General features: G+C 65.0%; 18 protein-coding genes. 16 read left to right on the forward strand and 2 right to left on the reverse strand.

The genetic code is table 11. The features are described from left to right. Nucleotides 1-225: 225 nt before the first annotated feature. The 9 genes from urtA (at nt 226) to ASC68_RS13945 (ending at nt 8,420) form a co-directional block, all read left to right on the forward strand. Nucleotides 226-1,491 carry an urea ABC transporter substrate-binding protein gene (gene urtA / locus ASC68_RS13905; RefSeq protein ID WP_244488518.1) on the forward strand — a complete coding sequence of 422 codons (1,266 nt, stop codon included), beginning with the start codon at nt 226-228 and terminating at the stop codon, nt 1,489-1,491. Between the two features lie 83 nt (nt 1,492-1,574). Beyond that, entirely contained in the window at nt 1,575-3,188 is a 1,614-nt protein-coding gene (urtB, locus tag ASC68_RS13910; protein ID WP_055880236.1) for an urea ABC transporter permease subunit UrtB, read from the forward strand. Between the two features lie 184 nt (nt 3,189-3,372). Next, the gene (gene urtC / locus ASC68_RS13915; RefSeq protein ID WP_055880238.1) at nt 3,373-4,548 is read left to right on the forward strand and encodes an urea ABC transporter permease subunit UrtC; all 1,176 of its coding nucleotides are present in this window, start codon (nt 3,373-3,375) and stop codon (nt 4,546-4,548) included. Further along, nucleotides 4,545-5,294 carry an urea ABC transporter ATP-binding protein UrtD gene (gene urtD / locus ASC68_RS13920; protein WP_055880241.1) on the forward strand — a complete coding sequence of 250 codons (750 nt, stop codon included), beginning with the start codon at nt 4,545-4,547 and terminating at the stop codon, nt 5,292-5,294. The genes urtC and urtD overlap by 4 nt, the downstream gene beginning before the upstream one ends. Nucleotides 5,295-5,374: 80 nt before the next feature. Next, the gene (locus ASC68_RS13925; protein ID WP_055880244.1) at nt 5,375-5,905 is read left to right on the forward strand and encodes a hypothetical protein; all 531 of its coding nucleotides are present in this window, start codon (nt 5,375-5,377) and stop codon (nt 5,903-5,905) included. Further along, the gene (urtE, locus tag ASC68_RS13930) at nt 5,902-6,606 is read left to right on the forward strand and encodes an urea ABC transporter ATP-binding subunit UrtE (RefSeq protein WP_055880247.1); all 705 of its coding nucleotides are present in this window, start codon (nt 5,902-5,904) and stop codon (nt 6,604-6,606) included. The genes ASC68_RS13925 and urtE overlap by 4 nt, the downstream gene beginning before the upstream one ends. Nucleotides 6,607-6,774: 168 nt before the next feature. Then, nucleotides 6,775-7,590 carry an urease accessory protein UreD gene (locus ASC68_RS13935; RefSeq protein WP_055880249.1) on the forward strand — a complete coding sequence of 272 codons (816 nt, stop codon included), beginning with the start codon at nt 6,775-6,777 and terminating at the stop codon, nt 7,588-7,590. A gap of 210 nt (nt 7,591-7,800) precedes the next feature. Next, nucleotides 7,801-8,103: an urease subunit gamma gene (locus ASC68_RS13940; RefSeq protein WP_055880252.1), complete on the forward strand. Its 303-nt coding sequence runs from the start codon at nt 7,801-7,803 to the stop codon at nt 8,101-8,103. Between the two features lie 5 nt (nt 8,104-8,108). Then, the gene (locus ASC68_RS13945) at nt 8,109-8,420 is read left to right on the forward strand and encodes an urease subunit beta (RefSeq protein ID WP_055880255.1); all 312 of its coding nucleotides are present in this window, start codon (nt 8,109-8,111) and stop codon (nt 8,418-8,420) included. Between the two features lie 170 nt (nt 8,421-8,590). On the opposite strand, the gene ASC68_RS13950 is transcribed toward ASC68_RS13945, so the two are convergent. Further along, nucleotides 8,591-8,905, reverse strand: coding sequence for a hypothetical protein (locus tag ASC68_RS13950; protein ID WP_055880258.1), 315 nt, complete (start codon nt 8,903-8,905; stop codon nt 8,591-8,593). Between the two features lie 184 nt (nt 8,906-9,089). Next, nucleotides 9,090-9,473, reverse strand: coding sequence for a hypothetical protein (locus ASC68_RS13955; RefSeq protein WP_055880260.1), 384 nt, complete (start codon nt 9,471-9,473; stop codon nt 9,090-9,092). A 130-nt stretch (nt 9,474-9,603) separates the two neighbouring features. Between ASC68_RS13955 and ASC68_RS13960 the strand changes: the two genes are divergently transcribed. The 7 genes from ASC68_RS13960 to ASC68_RS13990 all read left to right on the forward strand — a co-directional run bounded on the left by ASC68_RS13960 (nt 9,604) and on the right by ASC68_RS13990 (nt 15,525). Beyond that, nucleotides 9,604-10,005, forward strand: coding sequence for a hypothetical protein (locus ASC68_RS13960; protein WP_055880263.1), 402 nt, complete (start codon nt 9,604-9,606; stop codon nt 10,003-10,005). Between the two features lie 110 nt (nt 10,006-10,115). Continuing rightward, nucleotides 10,116-10,556, forward strand: coding sequence for a DUF1579 family protein (locus ASC68_RS13965; RefSeq protein ID WP_055880266.1), 441 nt, complete (start codon nt 10,116-10,118; stop codon nt 10,554-10,556). 95 nt (nt 10,557-10,651) lie between these two features. Then, nucleotides 10,652-12,361, forward strand: a complete 1,710-nt coding sequence (gene ureC / locus ASC68_RS13970; RefSeq protein WP_055880269.1) for an urease subunit alpha — start codon at nt 10,652-10,654, stop codon at nt 12,359-12,361. 63 nt (nt 12,362-12,424) lie between these two features. After that, nucleotides 12,425-13,273, forward strand: a complete 849-nt coding sequence (locus tag ASC68_RS13975) for an SDR family NAD(P)-dependent oxidoreductase (RefSeq protein WP_055880272.1) — start codon at nt 12,425-12,427, stop codon at nt 13,271-13,273. A 60-nt stretch (nt 13,274-13,333) separates the two neighbouring features. Next, nucleotides 13,334-14,536 (forward strand): MFS transporter, encoded by a 1,203-nt coding sequence (locus tag ASC68_RS13980; RefSeq protein WP_055880275.1) that lies wholly within the window; start codon nt 13,334-13,336, stop codon nt 14,534-14,536. A gap of 52 nt (nt 14,537-14,588) precedes the next feature. Then, a complete protein-coding gene (locus ASC68_RS13985; RefSeq protein ID WP_082528163.1) occupies nt 14,589-14,930 on the forward strand; it encodes an MliC family protein in 342 nt (113 codons plus the stop codon). Nucleotides 14,931-14,937: 7 nt separating this feature from the next. Continuing rightward, nucleotides 14,938-15,525, forward strand: a complete 588-nt coding sequence (locus ASC68_RS13990) for a hypothetical protein (protein ID WP_055880280.1) — start codon at nt 14,938-14,940, stop codon at nt 15,523-15,525. Nucleotides 15,526-15,557: the final 32 nt, after the last annotated feature.

Raw genomic sequence — 15,557 nt, forward strand, 5'->3', positions numbered from 1 at the left:
GACGCTGCCCAGAGAACCGGCAGAGCAAGCCGACCGGTATGCATTCGTTCCATCGCACGGAACCGGCCGGCATCGAAAGACCCCAGCAGAGTCAGCGGTTTGGCGGCGATTTTCGGCGCTGGCACGGCGATTGCAACTTCCTACCCGGTGCAAACAACCAAACTGTCGGAGGTAAGTATGACAGGTATCAATCGCATGATGGCCGGGATCGGCCTGGGGGTCGCGATGACTGCCGGGGCGCTCGCGCCTCTTACTGCTTATGCGCAGGACACCATCAAGGTGGGCGTGCTCCACTCGCTGTCAGGGACGATGGCGATCTCGGAGACCACCCTGAAGGATACCATGCTCTTCCTCATCGATGAGCAGAACAAGAAGGGCGGCGTCTTGGGCAAGAAGCTCGAGGCCGTCGTGGTCGATCCTGCGTCCGACTGGCCGCTGTTCGCCGAGAAGGCCCGTGAGCTGATCGCCGTCAACGGGGTTGCCGCCGTGTTCGGCTGCTGGACCTCATCATCGCGCAAATCGGTCCTGCCGGTGTTCAAGGAACTGAACTCGATCCTCTTCTACCCCGTGCAGTACGAGGGCGAAGAATCCGAAAAGAACGTGATCTATACCGGCGCCGCGCCCAACCAGCAGGCCATCCCCGCCGTCGACTACCTGATGAGCGAAGAAGGCGGCTCCGTGAAGCGCTGGGTGCTCGAAGCCACCGACTACGTCTACCCGCGCACCACCAACAAGATCCTCGAGCAGTACCTCAAGGACAAGGGCGTGGCGCCTGAAGACATCAAGATCAACTACACCCCGTTCGGCTTCTCCGACTGGCAGACCGAAGTCGCCGCCATCAAGGAGTTCGGCTCGGCCGGCAAGAAGACCGCCGTGGTCTCGACCATCAACGGCGACGCCAACGTGCCGTTCTATAAGGAACTGGGCAACCAGGGCATCTCGGCCGAGGACATCCCGGTCGTTGCCTTCTCGGTCGGTGAAGAAGAGCTCGCCGGCATGGACACCTCGGCCCTCGTCGGTCACCTCGCCGCCTGGAACTACTTCCAGTCGGTGGAGAACGAGGCCAATGCCGAGTTCATCAAGAACTGGCACGCCTATATCGGCAACGACAAGCGCACCACCAACGATCCGATGGAAGCGGCCTATCTCGGCTTCCAGCTCTGGGTGCAGGCGGTCGAAAAGGCCGGCACCACCGATACCGATGCGGTGCTCAAGGCCATTGTCGGGCTCGAAGTGCCGAACCTCACCGGTGGCACCGCCAAGGTCCTGCCCAACCACCACCTGACCAAGCCCGTGCTGATCGGTGAGATCCAGGCCGACGGCCAGTTCGAAACCGTGTGGCAGACCGAAGGCGACGTGCCGGGCGATGCCTGGTCGGACGTCTTGCCGGAAGACAAGGGCATCGAAGCCGACTGGACCGATCCGCTGACCGGTTGCGGCCATTTCGACACCGCCACCAAGACCTGCGGCGCTGCTCCGGCAGCCATGTAATCCGCGACAATCCGGCGACGGCGGCTCCCCGCCGTCGCCCCCACTCGATGACGCCCCAATTCTCCGGCGATAGAGCGACCACGATGGCCACCCGATTCCTGACTCTGATTGCCTTCCTGCTCGCTGTAGCTCTCGCCCCCCTGCCCGCCCTCGCCCAGGACGATTTCGCCGCTCAGCTCAACGCGCTGGGGCCGGGCAGCTTTGCCGACCGCACCAAGGCCATGGATGTGCTGGTCGCCACCGGCGACGAACGCGTACCGCCGGTGCTGCAGGCGCTGAGCGACGGCAACCTCTACATTCGCGAATCCGACGGCAAGGTGGTGATTGCCGCCAAGGCCGCCGACGGGCTGGCGGTGACCGACCCGGTCGATGGCGCCGATCTCGGCGTCCTGCCGAGCGGCGAGCTCGAAAAAATCAAGACCAACAATGGCCTGCGCGGCAAGATCCGCACCGCCATCGGCAAGCTGACGCTCTTGAGCCCCGACCAGCCAACCCGGCTGTCAGCGGCGCAAAGCGTGCTGAAGAACGCCGATCCGGCAATGCTCGAGCTGCTCGACCAGGCGATATCAGCCGAGGCGGACGCCGACATCAAGAGCACCATGCAGATGGCGCGCGCCGTGATCGTCTTGAAGACCGATGCCTCGCTCGAAGACAAGCGCGCTGCCGTCGACCTCGTCGTGGCGCAGAACAACCGGGCCGCGCAGACCGTGCTGCGCAACACGCTGGACACCGCGCCCGACGAATTGAAGCCGACGATCCAGATCGGCATCGACTCGATCGGCCGCACCCTCGCCGTTTGGGACGTCGGCCAGAACCTGCTCTACGGTCTCTCGCTGAGTTCGGTGCTGCTGCTCGCCGCCATCGGCCTCGCCATCACCTTCGGCGTGATGGGCGTCATCAACATGGCACATGGCGAGATGGTGATGCTGGGAGCCTACACCACCTACGTCACACAGCTGGTCATCCAGTCGGTGGCGCCGGGGCTGATGGAGTATTCTCTCGCCTTCGCCGTCCCCGCCGCCTTCCTGTTCACCGCGCTGGTCGGCGTCGGCATCGAGCGGGGCATCATTCGTTGGCTCTACGGCCGGCCGCTCGAAACCCTGCTCGCCACCTGGGGTCTGTCCCTGGTGCTGCAGCAGCTGGTCCGCACCATTTTCGGCCCCACCAACAAGCTGGTGCAGCCGCCGCAATGGATGAGCGGCACGTTCGAGTTGTGGAACCTGAGCTTCACCTGGAACCGGCTCTGGATCATCGTCTTCGCCATCGCCGTGTTCATCGCGCTGCAGATCATCCTCAACCGCACGCCGCTGGGCCTGCAGATGCGGGCAGTGACGCAGAACCGCCGCATGGCCTCGGCCATGGGCATCCGCACGCCGTTCGTCGACGCCATGACCTTCGGGCTGGGCTCCGGCATTGCCGGCATGGCCGGTGTGGCGCTGAGCCAGATAGACAACGTCTCGCCCAATCTCGGCCAGGGCTACATCATCGACAGCTTCATGGTGGTGGTGTTCGGCGGTGTGGGGAACCTGTGGGGCACGCTGATCGGCGCGCTATCGCTCGGCGTCGCCAACAAGTTCCTCGAGCCCTATGCGGGGGCGGTGCTGGCCAAGATCGCCATCCTGATCCTCATCATCCTGTTCATCCAGCGGCGACCAAGGGGGCTGTTCGCCCTCAAGGGCCGGGCGGTGGAGTCGTGAGTTTCGTGCACAAGGCCCCCTCACCCGGCGCTGCGCGCCGACCTCTCCCCGTCGGGGCGCTACCGCGTCCCTCAGGGAGAGGTGGCGTGGAGGCGAGATCGCGCCACAGCGCCACCTCTCCCTCTGGGGGAGAGGTCGGCCGAAGGCCGGGTGAGGGGGCCTTTCTTCTGACGGGTACCGACCAATGCTGACCCAAATGCTGTTTCGCGCCCTCGACAAGAAGGCCATGTGGCTGGTCGCGGCGCTGGTGTTCATCGCCATCGCCATTCCGGTCGCCAACCTGGTGATCCCCGAGGGCAACCCGCTGCACTTGCCCAACTACATGGTGCCGCTGCTCGGCAAATATCTGAACTATGCGCTGCTGGCGCTCGCCCTCGATCTGGTCTGGGGCTATTGCGGCATCCTCTCGCTCGGTCACGCCGCGTTCTTCGCGCTCGGCGCCTATGCCATGGGCATGTACCTGATGCGCCAGATCGGGGCGCGCGGCGTCTACGCCAATCCGGTGCTGCCCGACTTCATGGTGTTCCTCAACTACAAGGACCTGCCCTGGTTCTGGCACGGGTTCGACCTGTGGTGGTTCGCCTTCCTGATGGTGCTGTTCGTGCCGGGCCTCCTGGCCTTCGCCTTCGGCTGGTTCGCCTTCCGCAGCCGCGTCACCGGCGTCTACCTCTCGATCATCACCCAGGCGATGACCTATGCCCTGCTGCTCGCCTTCTTCCGCAACGATCTCGGGCTCGGCGGCAATAACGGGCTCACCGACTTCAAGGATATCCTCGGCTTCAACGTGCAGGCAGCGACCACCCGCGCCGGGCTGTTCGCCGCCTCGGCACTGGCTTTGGCGCTGGCGGTGATCATCTGCTCGGCCATCGTCAATTCGAAGCTCGGCAAAGTCATGGTCGCGGTGCGCGACGCCGAAAGCCGCACCCGCTTCCTCGGCTGGCGCCCGGAGAACGTCAAACTCTTCGCCTTCGTCGTGTCAGCGGTGCTGGCCGGCATAGCCGGCGCGCTCTACACGCCGCAGGTCGGCATCATCAACCCGGGCGAGTTCGACCCTGCCAACTCGATCGAAGCGGTGATCTGGGTCGCCGTCGGCGGCCGCGGCACGCTGATCGGCCCGATCATCGGCGCGGTGCTGGTCAATGCCGGCAAGTCGGTGTTCACCGGCGCTTTCCCCGATTTCTGGCTCTATTGCCTCGGAGGCCTCTTCATCTTCGTCACCCTGTTCATGCCCAAGGGCATTGTCGGGCTGTTCCAGAAACTCAAGCCTCGCAAGGGCAAGGAAGCGAGCTCGGCCGCCGAAGCCGGCGAGGATCCATCCACCCTGCCGCAGCCCAAGCCCGTGCCGGAGCCCGCCGAATGACCGACAAATCCGGCACCATGCTCTATCTCAACGGCGTCTCCGTCTCCTTCGACGGCTTCAAGGCGCTGAACCATCTGTCGATCATCGTCCACCCGGGCGAGATGCTGGCGATCATCGGCCCGAACGGCGCCGGCAAGACCACCATGATGGACATCATCACCGGCAAGACTCGCCCCGATGACGGCGAAGTCTACTTCGACGGCCGCACCGACCTCACCAAGCTCGACGAAGCGCAGATCGCCAATCTCGGCATCGGCCGCAAGTTCCAGAAGCCGACAGTGTTCGAGAGCCACACCATCTGGGATAACCTGGTGCTGGCGCTGAAGCGGCCGCGCAGCGTGCTGGCCGCCCTGCTCTATTCCGAGAGCGCTGAGGACAAGGCGCGCATCGAGGAAATCCTCGACACCGTCCGCCTCACTGCACGCAAGGACGAACTCGCCGCCGACCTTAGCCACGGCCAGAAGCAGTGGCTGGAGATCGGCATGCTGCTGGCGCAGGACCCGAAGCTGCTGCTGGTCGACGAGCCGGTCGCCGGCATGACCGATGCCGAAACGGTCGAGACGGCAAAGCTGCTCAAACAGATCGCCAAGACCCGCTCGGTGGTCGTCGTCGAACACGACATGAGCTTCGTGCGCGAACTCGGCACCCGCGTCACCTGCCTCGCCGAGGGCTCGGTATTGGCCGAGGGCTCGCTCGACCAGGTGAGCGCCAACCCGATCGTCATCGAGCGGTATCTCGGGCGATGATGATCGGTTGCAGTAACCTCCGTACCTCTTCAATATCCCCGGCGATCACGCGACCGAAGGCGCGGCTTGGGGATAGTGGAATGCATATTCTGGCAATTGTCGTCGGCATCATTGCTGCCGCGGGTGTGTGGTATTGGCGCGCCAAGGCGGCCAAGGAGGTGGTCGACGACGTCGGAAGCGTGGTCGGCCGGGTCCAGGGCCGCATCCGGATGAACAATTTCAGAAAGAAGGCCGAGGGCTCGGCGCTCGCCTCGATCGAAGACCCGGCGCTTGCTGCGGCGGTGTTCCTCCACGCGCTCGCCAACGAGAAGCGCGACGCGCTGCATCTTGCCGAACCGAGGATCCGTGAAGAGCTCGGCCAGATCGTCGCGGATACCGACCTCGACGAGGTCGTCTCCTACGCGCAATGGGCGGCCCGCGACGTCGCCGATGCACGCGATGTGGTGCGCCGCTTCAAGCCGCTGTGGCGGCAGAAGCTGACACGCGAAGAGCGCGCCGATCTCATCGTCATGGCCGAGACCATCGCCGGTCTCGGCGAAGGCGACGACCACAACCAGAAGCTGACTCTCGTGACGCTGCGTACAGCTTTGGGCCCGGAGCAGAACCGATGACCACCGCCCTTTCCATCCGTGACATCGGCCTCCACTACGGCGCGGCGCAAGCCTTGCGTGGCATCAGCATCGAGGCGAAGCCCGGACGGATCACCGCGGTGCTCGGCCGCAACGGCGTCGGCAAATCCTCGACGCTGCGCGCCGTCACCGGCATCAACAACATTTCCTCAGGCGAGATCGTCTTCAACGACGAGGTGCTGAAGAAGGCCCCGCCCTACAAGCGGGCCAGGCTCGGCATCGGCTACGTGCCGCAGGGGCGCGAGGTGTTTCCGCTGTTGACGGTGAAAGAGAACCTCGAGACCGGCTACGCCCCGCTGAAAGCCGCCGAACGCAACGTGCCGGACTACATCTACGAGCTGTTCCCGATCCTCAAATCGATGCTCGGCCGCCGCGGCGGCGACCTCTCAGGCGGCCAGCAGCAGCAGCTCGCCATCGGCCGTGCCCTGGTGACACGGCCCAAGGTGCTGGTGCTCGACGAGCCGACCGAGGGCATTCAGCCCTCGATCATCAAGGATATCGGCCGGGCGCTGCAGTTCCTGCGCGACCAGAAGGGCATGACCATCCTCCTGGTCGAGCAGTACCTGGACTTCTGCCGCGAGATCGCCGACGACATCTACATCATGGATCGCGGTGAAATCATGCATTCCGGCCCCGCTACCGACCTCGACCTGCCCGAGGTGCGCCGGCATCTGATGGTGTAGGGAACGCGTGTCCTCACTTCCGGTGCGAGCTGCCCCCCACCCCTGTCCCCTCCCCCCAAACAGGGGGAGGGAGACGCCGGCACGGGCGCTGGTGTTTTGGTCCCCCTCCCCCCTTGGGGGGAGGAGGCAGGGGTGGGGGGCCGCAGCCACCGGTTCCCGAGGCAAGCCATGAACGCCGTCTCCCCAACCATCCGCCACCAGCGCGCCCGCGGTGTCGGCCGCATCGCCACCCAGGTGCTCGACGGCCGCACCCGTCTGACCACTCTGTACCAGGAGGGCTGCGCCAAGATCCGCCTGCCGCATACGCATGACCCGAGCCTGCAAGCCGTACTGATCAACACCGCCGGCGGGCTGACCGGCGGCGATGACGTTGCCTGGGAAGCCAAAGCCGCGCCCGGCGCCAGGATGGTGCTCACCACCCAGGCCTGCGAACGGGTCTATCGCTCGCTCGGCGACGATGCCTCGGTCAGCACTCGGCTCGAGGTCGGCGCCGGCGCGCATCTCGACTGGCTGCCGCAGGAGACCATCCTCTACGAAGGCGGCCGGCTCAGCCGCAGCCTCGAGGTCGACCTCGCTCCCGACGCCAGTTTCTTCGCCATCGAGGCGATCATCCTCGGCCGCGAGGCCATGGGCGAAGCCGCTCGTGGCGCCCGGCTCACCGATAACTGGCGCATTCGCCGCGGCGGCCGGCTGCTCCATGCCGAAGCGACGCGGCTGAGCACCGACCCGCTCGAGCGCGACGGCCTGTCGTTGCTGGCCGGCGCCGGCGCTTTCGCCACCCTGCTCTATGTCGGCGCCGATGCCGAGCGCAGGCTCGAGCCGGTTCGCGCCCTCTGCACCGGTCAATCCGCCGCCAGCGTCATCGGCGAGCGGCTCGTCGTCCGCGCCACGGCGCCCTCCGGGCTTGCGTTGCGCCGGATCATCACCCCAATAATCGCAAAGCTCTCCGGCGCCGGCACCCTGCCCCGCCTCTGGCATTTGTGAGCATGAATCGCATGGCTTCCTTCACCACCGATGTCATCCCGGCGCAGGCCGGGATCCATCTCTCCGCCGGCGCTGGCGGCGCCATGGATTCCCGCCTTCGCGGGAATGACACGGGGGTTGTGGCGCGAGCCTGTGCTAGCACCACAGCCGTCATCCCCGCGAAGCGGGGATCCAGTGCCCCGCGCACGACACTACCGTAGGAACCTCCGCATGAACCTGACGCCCCGCGAGAAAGACAAGCTGCTCATCGCCATGGCCGCCATTGTGGCCCGCAAGCGCCTCGAGCGTGGCGTGAAGCTCAACCACCCCGAGGCCATCGCGCTGATCACCGACTATGTCGTCGAAGGCGCCCGCGACGGCCGCTCGGTTGCCGACCTGATGGAAGCCGGCGCCCATGTGGTGAGCCGCGCCCAGGTGATGGAAGGCATTGCCGAGATGATCCACGACGTGCAGGTCGAAGCCACCTTCCCCGACGGCACCAAGCTGGTCACCGTCCACGAACCGATCAGGTGAGCCGAATGCCCCTCATTCCAGGCGAAATCTATACCGTCCCCGGCGACATCGAGCTCAATGTCGGCGCGCCGCAGGTCACCCTCGAGGTCGCCAACACCGGCGATCGGCCGATCCAGGTCGGCTCGCACTACCACTTCTACGAGACCAATGCGGGCCTTAGCTTCGACCGCGAAAAGGCCCGCGGCATGCGGCTCGATATCGCCGCCGGCACCGCCGTGCGCTTTGAGCCGGGACAGGCCCGCGAGGTGCGGCTGGTGCCGCTCTCAGGCAACCGCATTGTCTACGGCTTCCAGCAGAAGGTGATGGGGAAGCTCTAGATCCTTTTCACCGTTCAAGTGGAACGGCGAAAAGGATTTAAGTCATTGTTTTTGTCGCGCTTTCGAACCGGAAAAGTCTGCAACTTTTCCTGAAAGCGCTCTAACGCGGCGCATCCAGACACGAAAAGGCCGGGCATCGAGCCCGGCCCTTCGTATGGAACAGGAAGTGGTTAGCCCTGGACCAGGATGGTCACGTCGGTCGCATCGGTACCGGTGATGCCCACGACGTCGTTAAGCGTCGCGCCGAAGCTCTCGAGCTGGGCGAGTAGCGCCGGGCTGCCCTGGATACGGGCCTTCAGCGAGTCGAGATCGACCTCCTGATAGCCCGGGCTCAGGGGATTGAGCTCGGCTGCGGTCACGGCCTTGAAGCTGACCGTCGTCGCCGAGGTCAACGCATCCATTGCGCTGCCTTCGGCCGCCACGGCCAGACCGGCGGTCGAAAGGGTAAGGGCGGCGGCGACGGCAATAGCCTTGAGATTCAACATCTTTTATCTCCATTGGTCATAAAACCACACTGGGGATACGCATGAAGCGGGCAGAGGTTTCCCCCTGCCCGTTCACACTATTTTGCGCGTCCTGGACGGGAACCCGCCCTCAGGGATCGGGCGAAACCTTACGATCAGGGGTCGTGCGAAACCTTACGATCAGGGATCGTGCGAAACCTTACGATCAGAGGTCGTCGGCGTAGAGGACCCCGCCGCCGTCGCCCGCGAGATCGATCGAAACGATCTGGCCGAGGCTCACGCCGGAATTGCGGATGGCGCTCATCGCCAGCGGGTTGATCACGAGGTTCCCCTGCAGGTAGCCCACGTCGCGCTGCTTCATCTCGAGCGACCGGGCCAACAGGTCCGCATTCATCTCCGCCCCGGCAAGGCTGGAGAGACGCACCACGCGCAGACCCGCGGCGCTGTCGGCCCGGCCGGCATCGTGCAAGAATTCGGTTCCGCCAATCCCCGAGATGATCTGGACGATATCCATGTTCTGCGCGTGGGCGAGCTGGGGCGCGGCCACAGCCAAGGTGACGGCAAGCGCGGCGACGAATCGGGATTTCATGTGAGCCTCCAAACAGGTAGCGCCAATAGAACAGCGGGCTGTGGCAAAATCCGGACAGAGCGCCACAGAGCTTTGGCAATCGCCAGAGATTTCGGCTAGGGATGCGCCGTTTTCAATGGGCAGGACGGCGATGGCCAGCAAAGAAGAAGATTTCAAGGAGCGCTTCGTGGCCGTGCTGCAGGACTTGCGCAGCAATGGCGGCAAAGATCCCGAGGCGATGTTCCTGATCGGCAGCCTCGCGGCGCGCCTCGTCGACCGGGCCAAACAGCCGGGCTGGGCCGCCTACAAGGCGAATATGGGCCGTGCGGCCTACGACAAGCTGCTCGGCGATTTCCAGAAGCAGGGCAACGACTTCCATAAGGAAGGCAAGGCCAAGCATGCCTACGCCATCCAGGTGCTCGCCATCTCGCTGATTGCCCGCACCCAGAACGACCCCGAAATCCGCGCCGGCGACGGCCTGCTCGACGAGATGCTCGGCTTCCTCATCGCTGCCTACCGCAAGGCGCAGGCGACGGCGCCGAAGCCGAACTGATCGGCTGCCAGACGTCTGCCCCGTCAGGGACTGCCTTGACAACTCCGCTCGAACGCCATTTAACGCAAACGTTAAATAACGGATATGTTAAATGATACGGAGACAGTGATATGCAGAACGCCAAGCAGGAGCGCCTGCGCCTCCTCGACGTGTTCGTCGGCACCTGGGACACCACAATCACGCTGCTCGACCAGGACGGGACAGAGGGCGCTATCTCGAAAGCAACCGACACTTACGGCTGGATGGCGAACGGCCATTTCCTGCTGCACGACGTCGACGCCGAGATCGACGGCCAGCACATTCTGTCGATGGAAGTGATCGCGCTCGATGACAGCGGCCCGGGCTATGCCACGCGCAGTTACGACGCCGACGGCAGCACAAGTGACTTCATCGCGGAGCTGAGCGGTGAACAGTGGTGCATCACCGGCAGCCACCAGCGCTTTGATGGCAGTTTCAGCGCTGACAGAGACACGCTGACTGGACGCTGGGAGCAACGCGACGGCAGTGAATGGCACCCGCTGATGACGGTCAGGCTCATAAGGCGAAGCTGAGAGCAGCATTCCTGCCGATTTTCGCGTCAGATGGCTGGACAGCCTAACTATTAGGCGGTTCAAATGCGTCCTCCGCTTCGCCTGGAAGGACCATCATGCCCGCTCGCATCTCCCGCTCGACCTACGCCCAGATGTATGGGCCGACCACCGGCGACCGGGTGCGGCTGGCCGATACGGAGCTGTTCATCGAGGTCGAAAAGGATCTCACCACCTACGGCGAAGAGGTGAAGTTCGGCGGCGGCAAGGTGATCCGCGACGGCATGGGCCAAAGCCAGGTCACCCGCGCCGCCGGTGCGGTCGATACGGTGATCACCAACGCGCTGATCATCGACCATACCGGCATCTACAAGGCCGACATCGGCCTCCGCGACGGCAGGATCCACGCCATCGGCAAGGCCGGCAACCCCGACACCCAGCCCAATGTCGACATCATTATCGGGCCATCGACCGAGGTGATCGCCTCGGAGGGCCGCATCATCACCGCCGGCGGCATGGATGCACATATCCATTTCATCGCCCCGCAGCAGATCGAAGAAGCCCTGATGTCGGGCATCACCACGATGATCGGCGGCGGCACCGGTCCGGCGCATGGCACGCTCGCCACCACCTGCACCGGCGCCTGGCACATCCACCGGATGATCGAGAGCTTTGACGCCTTCCCGATGAACCTCGGCCTCGCCGGCAAGGGTAACGCCTCGCTTCCCGCTCCGCTCGAGGAGATGATCCTCGCCGGCGCCTCGTCGATGAAGCTGCACGAGGACTGGGGCACCACGCCGGCGACCATCGACAACTGCCTCGCCGTCGCCGACGCCTACGACGTGCAGGTGATGATCCACACCGACACGCTGAACGAATCCGGCTTCGTCGAGGATACCGTGCGCGCCTTCAAGGGCCGCACCATCCACGCCTTCCACACCGAAGGCGCCGGCGGCGGCCATGCCCCCGATATCATCAAGGTGGCGAGCCTCCCCAACGTGCTTCCCTCCTCGACCAACCCCACCCGTCCCTACACGGTAAATACGCTGGCCGAGCATCTCGACATGCTGATGGTCTGCCACCATCTGAGCCCGGCCATCGCCGAGGATGTCGCCTTCGCCGAGAGCCGCATCCGCAAGGAGACCATCGCGGCCGAGGATATCCTCCACGATATCGGCGCCTTCTCGATGATCTCGTCCGACAGCCAGGCCATGGGCCGGGTCGGCGAAGTGATCATCCGCACCTGGCAGACCGCCGACAAGATGAAGCGCCAGCGCGGGCGCCTGCCTGAGGAGACCGGCGACAACGACAATTTCCGGGTCAAGCGCTTCATCGCCAAATACACCATCAACCCGGCCATCGCGCAGGGCCTGAGCCGCCATATCGGCTCGGTGGAAGTGGGCAAGCGCGCCGACCTCGTGATGTGGACCCCCGCCTTTTTCGGCGTGAAGCCCGAAATGGTGATCATGGGCGGCTCGATCGCCGCGGCGCCGATGGGCGATCCCAACGCCTCGATCCCCACGCCGCAGCCGATGCACTACCGCCCGATGTTCGGCGCTTATGGCAAACTCAGGACCAACTCCTCGGTGACCTTCATCAGCCAGGCCGCCTACGACAATGGCCTGCAAGCGATCCTCGGCGTCGCCAAGGGCATGCTGCCGGTCGAAAACACCCGCAGCGGCATCAGCAAGGCCTCGATGATCCACAACTCGGCAACCCCGCATATCGACGTCGACCCGGAAACCTATGAAGTGCGGGCTGACGGCGAGCTGCTGACCTGCGAACCGGCCACGGTACTGCCGATGGCGCAGCGCTACTTCCTGTTCTAGCTCGAACTTAGCTCCGCACCTGTGTTCATGCTACGTTCTCTTGGTTGAGTCGGAGAGAACAGCATGGCAGTCGATCTCACGGGCAAGGTGTGCCTTGTTACCGGAGCGAGCCGCGGCGTCGGGCGCGGCGTAGCGCTGGGGTTGCTCGAAGCCGGCGCAACCGTGCACATCACCGGCCGCACGGTGCGGAACGGCGAGCATCCCGAAGGCCTCGATCGGGCCGGATCGTTGGCTGCTGTCCTCGATGAATCCGGCAAATATCCCGGCCGCTGTGTCGCCCATCGGGTCGACCATGCCTATGACGTCGAAACCGAGGCGGTGGTGCATCGCGTGCTGGCCGACGAGGGCAGGCTCGACATCCTCGTCAACTCCGCCTGGCCCGGTTACGAGCGCATGGAGGAGGACAACCGCTTCACCTGGGTCGATCCGATCTGGCAGCAGCCGATGTGGCGCTGGGACGCCATGATCGGCGTCGGCGTGCGCTCCTCCTGGTGCGCCATCCGCGTCGCCAGCGAAGCGATGGCGCGGCAGCGCTCAGGGCTCATCGTCAATATCTCGTTCTGGGCGGCGCAGAAGTTCATGCAGAACGCCGTCTATGGCGTCTCCAAGGCTGCCATGGATAAGCTGGCGGCCGATGTCGCCCACCAGATGCGCGAGTTCGACGTCGCCGCCATCGCGCTCTATCCCGGCCTCGTCCGCACCGAGGAGGTGCTGAAGCACGCCCAGTATTTCGACATGTCGAACTCCGAGAGCCCGGAGTTCCAGGGCCGCGCCGTCGCTCACCTCGCCGCCGATCCGGCGCTGCTGCAGAAATCCGGCCGCTTTTTCACCAGCGCCGACCTCGCCCTCGAGTATGGCTACGCTGATATCGACGGCTACCAGCCCCGCCCGAACACACTGGAGACGGTCTAGGCTCCTGTCACATGGCTGAAATCTCGTCGTGATTGGTGGCCGGCTTCTGCTGAGCCAATGATGTCCGAGTCTCCTCCCCGCCTGCCGCTGGCGATTGCCGCCTTTGCCCTCGCCCAGGCCGTGGGCTGGGGCATGACCTTCAACCTGCCGGCGATCACCGGCAACGCCATGGCCGAGACGCTCGGCCTGCCCTACCCGGCGGTGATGGCCGGCCCGACGGTAATGCTGGTGGTGATGGCGGCCGCGGCGGTACCGTTCCTTCGCCTGTTCGAGCGCTTTGGCGCGCGTCTGGTGATGACCTCGAGCACCGCCGTCGCGGCACTTGGGCTGGCGGTGATCGCCAGCGCGACCGCGCCATGGAGTTACTTCGCCGGCTGGATGCTGGTCGGCTTCGCCGGCGCGGGGACGCTGACCACCGCCATGCAGATCGGCGTCGCCGAATGGGCCGGCGCCCGGGCCCGGCAGGCGATCGGCGCGCTGCTGATCTTCGGAGGGCTTTCGACCACGCTGTCCTGGCCGCTGCTCGGCGCGCTGCAGGCAGTGTTCGGCTGGCGCACCGCGACACTGGTCGGCGCAGCGCTGCTGCTCGTCGTCGCCGCGCCGATCTACTGGCTGCTGCTGGCGAAGCGCCCGGGCGGAGCAGCGAAGCGGCCAGCCACCGGCCCCATCCCATCGCTCGACCGCGTCGCCTTCGCACTCCTTGCCTTCGCCAGCGCCGCCAACGGCATCGTCACCTGGGGCTTTTCGCTCACCATTATCACCCTGTTCGAAGGGCGCGGCCTCGAGCATGGCACCGCGGTACTCGTCGCCTCGTTCATCGGTGTCACGGCGCTCTTGGCGCGGCTGGTCGATTTCGCTGCCGGCAAACGCTGGAACAGCCTCGCCACCGGGCTCATGGCGGCAGCCGCGCTGCCGCTCAGCTTTGCCGTGCTGATCGTGGGCACGGGCGCGCCGGCGGCCACTGCCTTCGTCGCGATCTATGGGCTTTCGAGCGGCGTCTTGGCCGTCGCCCGTTCGACCATGCCGCTCGACCTGTTCCCGCCTGCCGCCTACGCCCGCGCTTCCTCGATGCTGGCGCTGCCGCTCAACCTCAGCTTCGCCTGCGCGCCGCCGCTGTTTGCCGCGATCCTCGCCGGCCCGGGCAGCTATGCCACGCTGTGGGTAGCGGCGGGGCTGTCGCTCAGCGCGCTGCTGAGCCTCGGACTGCTGGTGCTGCGGCATCGCCGTAGCTCAGCCCCTCCGGCCCCGGCGGAAGCCGACTGAAATCCGCCACAGCGAATCGGTTAGGCTCAGCCAGTTCCGAGGAGGACCGACGATGGAAGCTCTAGCCACTGCCGCCATGATGCAGAACGTCGATGTCTCGGCCCAGGTCGTGCTGAACCTCGCCGGCGATTTCGAGCGCACCACCCACCAATATCAGTGCGAGGGGCTCGAGCCCTTCGCGGTGGATTTCATCAACGCCAAGCCGAACTTCATCGCCATCGTGCCGGTGGGTCCGGAAAAGCTCGTCTTCGTCAACGTCATGGCTGCCTCGGGCGCCAAGTATGTCGCCGGCCAGTACGAGTTCTGGACCAAGGGCAGCGAGGCCACCTTCACCGACCTGATGGCCGATCCGCAAACCCCGGTAAGCTGCTCGGAAGTCAGCAACACCCCCTGAGGCCGCGATGGACACTGGCACCGCCCACGATGTGTTCATCCATGTGCGCATCGTCATGGGAACGGTCATTGGCCTCGGCCTGACGCGCCTGCTGATGGGCGCGGCCGGCCTGATCCAGCACCCCAAGCGCGCCAAGCTGTCGCTCATCCACCTGCTCTGGGTGGTGTCGATGAGCGTCGAGCTCATCCTGTTCTGGTGGTGGGAATACGATCTGGCGCGCCTGCCGAGCTGGAACTTCGGCATCTTCATCTTCCTGATCGGCTATGCGGTGACGCTGTTCGCGCTCGCCGCCCTGCTGTTCCCCGACAACCTCAGCGAATATGACGGCTACGAAGATTTCTTCATCAAGCGCCGGCACTGGTTCTTCGGCATCTTCGGGCTGACCTTCCTGCTCGACCTGACCGACACGCTGATCAAGGGCGCTCCGTATTTCCAGGCGATGGACCTGCTCTACATCGCGCAGATCCCGGTCGGGCTGCTGCTCTCGGCCATCGCCATCTGGACGCCGAACCGGCGCTACCACCTCGCCTTCGTGGTGACGCACCTGATTTATCAGGCCTGGTCGATCGGCTTCTACTTTGAAACCCGCGGCTGACCGGCTAAGCTCGGCTGAAGGTTGGGAAGCCT

Source organism: Devosia sp. Root105 (genome assembly GCF_001424865.1).
Taxonomy (GTDB): Bacteria; Pseudomonadota; Alphaproteobacteria; order Rhizobiales; family Devosiaceae; genus Devosia_A.